Raw genomic sequence first — 5,619 nt, 5'->3', positions numbered from 1 at the left:
TGAAGTGGAGAAAGCCACTTTACAAGCACAATTGCAAGAGGCGCAGGCACAACTGCAGATGTCTCAATCAGAGAAAGGAGGTGAGTGAAATGTTAGAGAATATAAGTGAATTCTATCTACCGATTGTTGTGATAGCTTGTTTAATCATTGGCTATTGTCTTAAAAAAATCGTGCCGATGGATAATAAGTGGATTCCAACAGTCTTAGCTATCACTGGTGCTGTTTTAGGTGTCATCTCAGCAGGATTATCATTGGAATCAGTCGTCTATGGTGCATTGAGCGGTCTTGCGAGTACAGGGCTGCATCAGCTATTTACACAAATTATCGAAGGGAAATCAAAATGACAAAAACAGTGCAAGAAGTAATCAATTTCTTATGGGCAAATAACACCTCAGGTGGTGTTGATATTGATGGTATCTATGGTAAGCAGTGCGTTGATTTGCCAAAAGCCGTGATGAATTTCTGCGGTGAGCAATCGTGGAATAAGGCACGTGGTGACGCTATGGATGTTGTCAGCAACTTAGTAGCTGACGGTGTTGCGACGTGGGAGCCGACAAGTCAAAGCCGTATCCGTGTTGTTTCAGGAACTGGTGGCGTGCTTGACCCAACATATGGACATATTTGGATTGAAGTTGACCAGACAATCTTTCAGCAACGCCCGACATCAGCAGTGCCAGTTGGAGCATTTGGTGCTTTTAATAATCGAAAAGTCGCATATTTAAAGTGCATTACAGCTGACAAAGCAGCCGTTGCCCCAAGTCCATCTACTAGGTCGACTGGAACTGTACAAGCAGGCACGTTGAATGTGCGAGATGCGCCAACTACAGGTGGAAAAGTTGTGGCTACCTACGCTAAGGGTGAGAAAATCTATAATTTAGCTTATGTTGGGGACAAAGACGGCTATTGTTGGTTTACCTATATGTCAACATCAGGTGCTAAGCGCTACGTGGCAGCAGGTCGTGCCACTGGTAAAGCAGAAGCAGACGATTTCATTACTTTTTAAATTTGAATAAATGAAAAGAGCCTTTTGAGATGTTTTTTAGACATTTCAAAGGGCTCTTTTTTGCATTTAAAAGTTATTTTATATGGCGTAAAAATCAGAGTTTGTGAAATAAAAATTCTCATTCTTGATGAAACATTTTTCTCGTTCTTCGTGACGCGTTACACAAGGCAAGGAATTACCAACAAATTTGATTTTGATTACTTTACTTCTAATGGTACTCCCTTCAGCTTTTAGTATCTTTTCAAGTTTTTCAGTCAATTTAAACCGAGACATACAAGCAGGAAATGAGGGAAAATCGCTTGGTAGCCAAGTCATTGAGCGCAACGTAGATGACTTGTATTTACTTGCGACTAACAATTGGGAATGGGAGACGTCTTCTATCGTTAATGCACCTGAGTTGACAGAGGATACTGTTGTTAATTCAAGGCTAGAAATCAATCCTAAATATATTCAAGTGACAGACATCCTTGCCCCTGATAAAGTGCCAAACGGAGAAGTTTTAAAATATCGTATCAATGAATCGGAACAAGCAACAGAAAAAGAAGGGAGCCTAAAGGTATTTGGGAAGATTATTCAAATGTTTGATAATCGTTACTATCGCTATCGTGTGCATTGGCTACCCCTTTTTAGCGAGTTGATTATTTTCATTATCGCTATGACGATTTCTGCTTTCAAATTTTCCTTGATTATTTGGAAGATGATGGGGGATTATATGTTGCTTGCGGTTGGTGGCTATGCGGATATCCTTGGCTTATCACGAGTGAAGTTATTAGTACAAGAAATCTTAGGTTCACTGGGTTTAATTGTCTATATGCCTTTGTTATTCCAAGTTTTTACGATTTCACAAGAAATCATTCGCTCAAGCAACTTTAGTTTTTTCAGTTGGTTCTTTGCGACACTTGGTTCAGCCTATCTCTTGATAGACGGTCCCAATGGTTTTGCGAAAATTATGGGCATTGATGCAGGACTGAAAACGGCAGGTCAGCTATTTATGGGTGCGATGTCTGCGATTGGTGTGAGTAAAGTGGCAGGTGGTATCGGTCGAGCAGCATCTAACGCAGGCAAGAGTGTTGGTGGTGCATTAGCTAGTGGTGCAGGTCAACTTGGTTTTGCGGGCGCAGGTATGGCAGTAGAGGGAATGAGCCAAGGCATTGCGGCACTTGCGGAAAAACGAAAAGGTAAACAAGGCGATAAAGAGGCGCCATTTTCTGAAAATGAAGATAAGAAAAAAGAGAATCATAAGGGCAGTATCGCAGACCTTGCCAGCCAAGATTCGGATAAAGAAAACAAAACGCCAGATAATCAAAGTGATCCAGAAGAAATACGAGCAGGTCAACTGAATCAAGACGGTTTATCCCAAGATATAGGGGATGGACAAGCTCAACCTGATGATTTTGAAGGGGATAACACAAACACACCTGTCCCAATATCAGATGGTTTTGATAGTTTAATGGCTACAGCACCGCCAGAAGTTCAGAGTGAGCGAGATAATGCAAGCACTCCTGAAACACCAGTAGTACTCAGCTCGCCAATGGATGCCCAAGAAAGGCAAGGGAAACCCCAGACGATAGATAAGTCAATAGGTAGTCAATCAGAAGAAAGTGGCTCAGACGACCAAGCGGCTCCGAGCGGTAACCCGTTAGGAAACTATCTAAAAGAACGTGCTAATATTCGTGTCATGGGGCATGGCTTAGATGATTTCAGAAATACCAAGGGGCAACAAAGCCGTCGTAAAATGGTTGAATCATTCCGAAAAGGTCGTGAATCTGTCCGCTATGAACAAGATTTTCAAAGAAAAACAGCACAAGGCAGAGCGAGCTTGGAGGGCGAAGCCAATTTTAACATTATGAGTCAGGAAAATAAAAATTTATATCAGGATAAAGAAACTCGACAAGCCAGACAGGCACGAGAAAATCTATTGAGAAAAACGAGAAAGTAGGAAAAAGAGATGTTTGAACGTCCCACACACTTAGTCGATAAAGCAACAGGTTTCGGCACTTACAGCTTTCAAGATTTGATTATCTTGATTGTCTTACTGGTTATTGGTTTTCAAGTTTTGGCAGAAATGATTTATCCACCTTTGAAAACTATATTTTGTTTGGTTTATGTGGTGTTAGTCTTATTTTGGTTTTTACCAAGCCGAACTTATCCACACGCCAAAAATTTTGAGGTTGCCTTTGCGCTTTTGAAAAGAAAAGATGAAGTCTATTGTCATGAAGATATTGAAAATACGAGAGGTAACCTATGATTGATGAACAGGTATTGTTGAGTAAAAAAATTAAGAAGAAACAGAAATGGCAGGTTAAAAAGAACAAATCTCAAAAGAAAAAGAATTCAAAACGAGGGAAAAGACAGTTTGATTCTGCCTTGTCAAGCATGTTTCCGATTAGAGTTGAATCTGATTTTATCGTTACACGTGAGGGAGTGACCGATATTTTCCGATTGGAAAATTTTGCGATACGAAAAGAACCTCAACATATTCAACAGGAGGCAATTCGCTCGCTTATTCAGTTGTTTAGAGGCGTGAAAGTTGATGTTAAAATTTTTCTCAAAACTTTTGATGTCAAAACACAAACGCAACAAGATTACTTGAATAGACGAAAAACGTTAGGTGAGCTATCAAGGGAAGGACAAGAACTTTCGAGTATTTATTTGAAAGAGTTAGTCATGTCTGAACAAAGTATGCCACAAGAAATTTCCTATTTTCAATTGTTTGCGAAAGATGAGGTAGAACTCACACGTGCTAGATTTGATTTGGATACGGCATCAAGTCTGTATACAAATATTAAACCTCTAACTGTAGCAGAAAAGAAAGCCTTCTATTATGAATTGCATAATATAGGAGAAACTGCACCGACGATGAGCAATAAAGTCAGTCAAAAGGAAGCTTTAACTAAGGATGGTTGTGACCTTGATTTCATGCGCAGTATTCAGCCAGAAGGTGGGATTCGTAAAAAGGGGGATTACTTTTTACAAACCAGTCGGGGCTATCAAGGGTGCATGAAATTACATGAATGGTCAACAAAATTTGATTTCTTTTATGGCGCATCTATCTTTCGTCACACAAATATTATGACAACGATTGACTTACTGCATCGTGAAAAAAGTGAAGTGTTAGGTGGTATGAACCGCACACTAAACGATAAAAAACGTTCTAAGCCTAAGGATGAAATTGATAGGAAACAACTTCAAAAAGAAACACAACTCCTAGACAGCATCTTGGAAGATGTCGTGAATGGCAATGAACAAGTCAAGGAAGTTATGGTACGGTACTATTTAGTAGGAAAAACCAAAGATAAGATTTGGGAGCAGGCTGAGGCTGTGAATAGTCGTTTACAGCCACTCGGCTATAAGGCAAGTTTCTGTGCGGGACGTTTCCTTATTAAATAAGGCGAAAGCTTTAATATAAATGGGATAACGGCTTGAAGTTAGGCTTGACCTAATATTAATAAGCTGTGAAAGGTTTATTCTGATAGTTCAAATGATAGGGTAACGCCTTGAAGGGACTAAGCTAATATGGCTCACGGAGCGACTCAACTTTGAAACGAAGTCGTGGGAAGCGAGCTAACATATGATGTACTGTCTGCTAAAGCTACTGTTAAATTCCAAGCCCTCGTCAGGTAAGGTCAGTAGATAAGCAAAAGCGAGGTGGCGGCACACGCAGACAGAGTTATGGCTGTATCATAATATGGTGAGAATGTGTGAAAATCACTGACGAACTTGCGAATGTAAATGTCGAGATAGCTAGCGAGATAACCTCTCGTGCTGGTTGACATACCAGAATTGATGAAGAAGTACGCAAAGCTATAGAAACGGCAACGTACTTTGAAGTGTTACAGGCACTTGATTTCATCACGGCATAAAGTAAGCACCTAAGTTATGATGATACTAGGAATAAACCAACGTTCAAAAACTGGCGCACAATGCGAGGGTTCAAAGACCCATCTGAGTATTGGGAGCTGTTGGGGGAGTCTACAGAAAGGTATTTGTAGAAAGAAAGACAGTTTGGCGAAGTAAAGTAGGGCGACAAGCAATGAGGATTCTGTAATGGAATTGGAGCGAAGAGCCTAAGTCAGTTTATACCAATAAAATTCCTATCAATTCTAATCTACTCAAGGATTCGCTTATGACAAAAAAGAAAGTCATCTGCTTATCAAAGGAGGTGGTTTAGACCTTGACGATTCAACATAAAGGAACTGTTAAAAATGCAAGTCTAAGACATCTTGAATACTACGGTTTTCAGGAGAAATTAGATACCTTGCATGAACAATCCAAAAATGGAGAAAGATTTCAAAATCTAATGGAGCTAATTGTGTCAAAAGACAATATTATGCTCGCTTATCGGAATATCAAGTCTAACAAAGGCAGTCAAACGCCCTCTGCGGACAAACAGACGATAAAAGATATTGAACAACTATCAAAAAAACAATTTGTTAATAAAATTCAGAAAGAGTTTCAACACTACAACCCACGCACAGTAAGGCGCAAGGAAATTCCCAAGCCCAACGGTAAACCCCGTCCGCTTGGTATTCCCTCAATCTGGGACAGAATGATACAACAATGTATTCTACAAGTCCTAGAGCCGATATGTGAGGCGAAGTTTATAAATGATAGCT

Annotated in this window: 4 protein-coding genes and 2 pseudogenes; all 6 read left to right on the top strand. The window is 40.0% G+C overall.

The features are described from left to right. Nucleotides 1–89: 89 nt before the first annotated feature. Nucleotides 90–344 carry a phage holin family protein gene (locus tag ACYQ21_RS14520; RefSeq protein ID WP_460059300.1) on the top strand — a complete coding sequence of 85 codons (255 nt, stop codon included), beginning with the start codon at nucleotides 90–92 and terminating at the stop codon, nucleotides 342–344. Further along, nucleotides 341–1,003 carry an SH3 domain-containing protein gene (locus tag ACYQ21_RS14515; RefSeq protein WP_460059298.1) on the top strand — a complete coding sequence of 221 codons (663 nt, stop codon included), beginning with the start codon at nucleotides 341–343 and terminating at the stop codon, nucleotides 1,001–1,003. Before ACYQ21_RS14520 ends, ACYQ21_RS14515 begins: the two co-directional genes overlap by 4 nt. Nucleotides 1,004–1,175: 172 nt before the next feature. After that, nucleotides 1,176–2,942, top strand: a pseudogene (locus ACYQ21_RS14510) (pLS20_p028 family conjugation system transmembrane protein); the annotation flags it as partial. Nucleotides 2,943–2,951: 9 nt separating this feature from the next. After that, a complete protein-coding gene (locus tag ACYQ21_RS14505; protein WP_460059297.1) occupies nucleotides 2,952–3,251 on the top strand; it encodes a DUF5592 family protein in 300 nt (99 codons plus the stop codon). Next, the gene (locus ACYQ21_RS14500; RefSeq protein WP_460059295.1) at nucleotides 3,248–4,393 is read left to right on the top strand and encodes a hypothetical protein; all 1,146 of its coding nucleotides are present in this window, start codon (nucleotides 3,248–3,250) and stop codon (nucleotides 4,391–4,393) included. Before ACYQ21_RS14505 ends, ACYQ21_RS14500 begins: the two co-directional genes overlap by 4 nt. Before the next feature lie 790 nt (nucleotides 4,394–5,183). After that, nucleotides 5,184–5,619, top strand: a pseudogene (locus tag ACYQ21_RS14495) (group II intron reverse transcriptase/maturase); the annotation flags it as partial.

This window comes from Pseudolactococcus yaeyamensis, assembly GCF_054658615.1.
The sequence above is the reverse complement of the archived record's forward strand: the minus strand, read 5'-3'. Positions and strand labels throughout refer to the sequence as shown.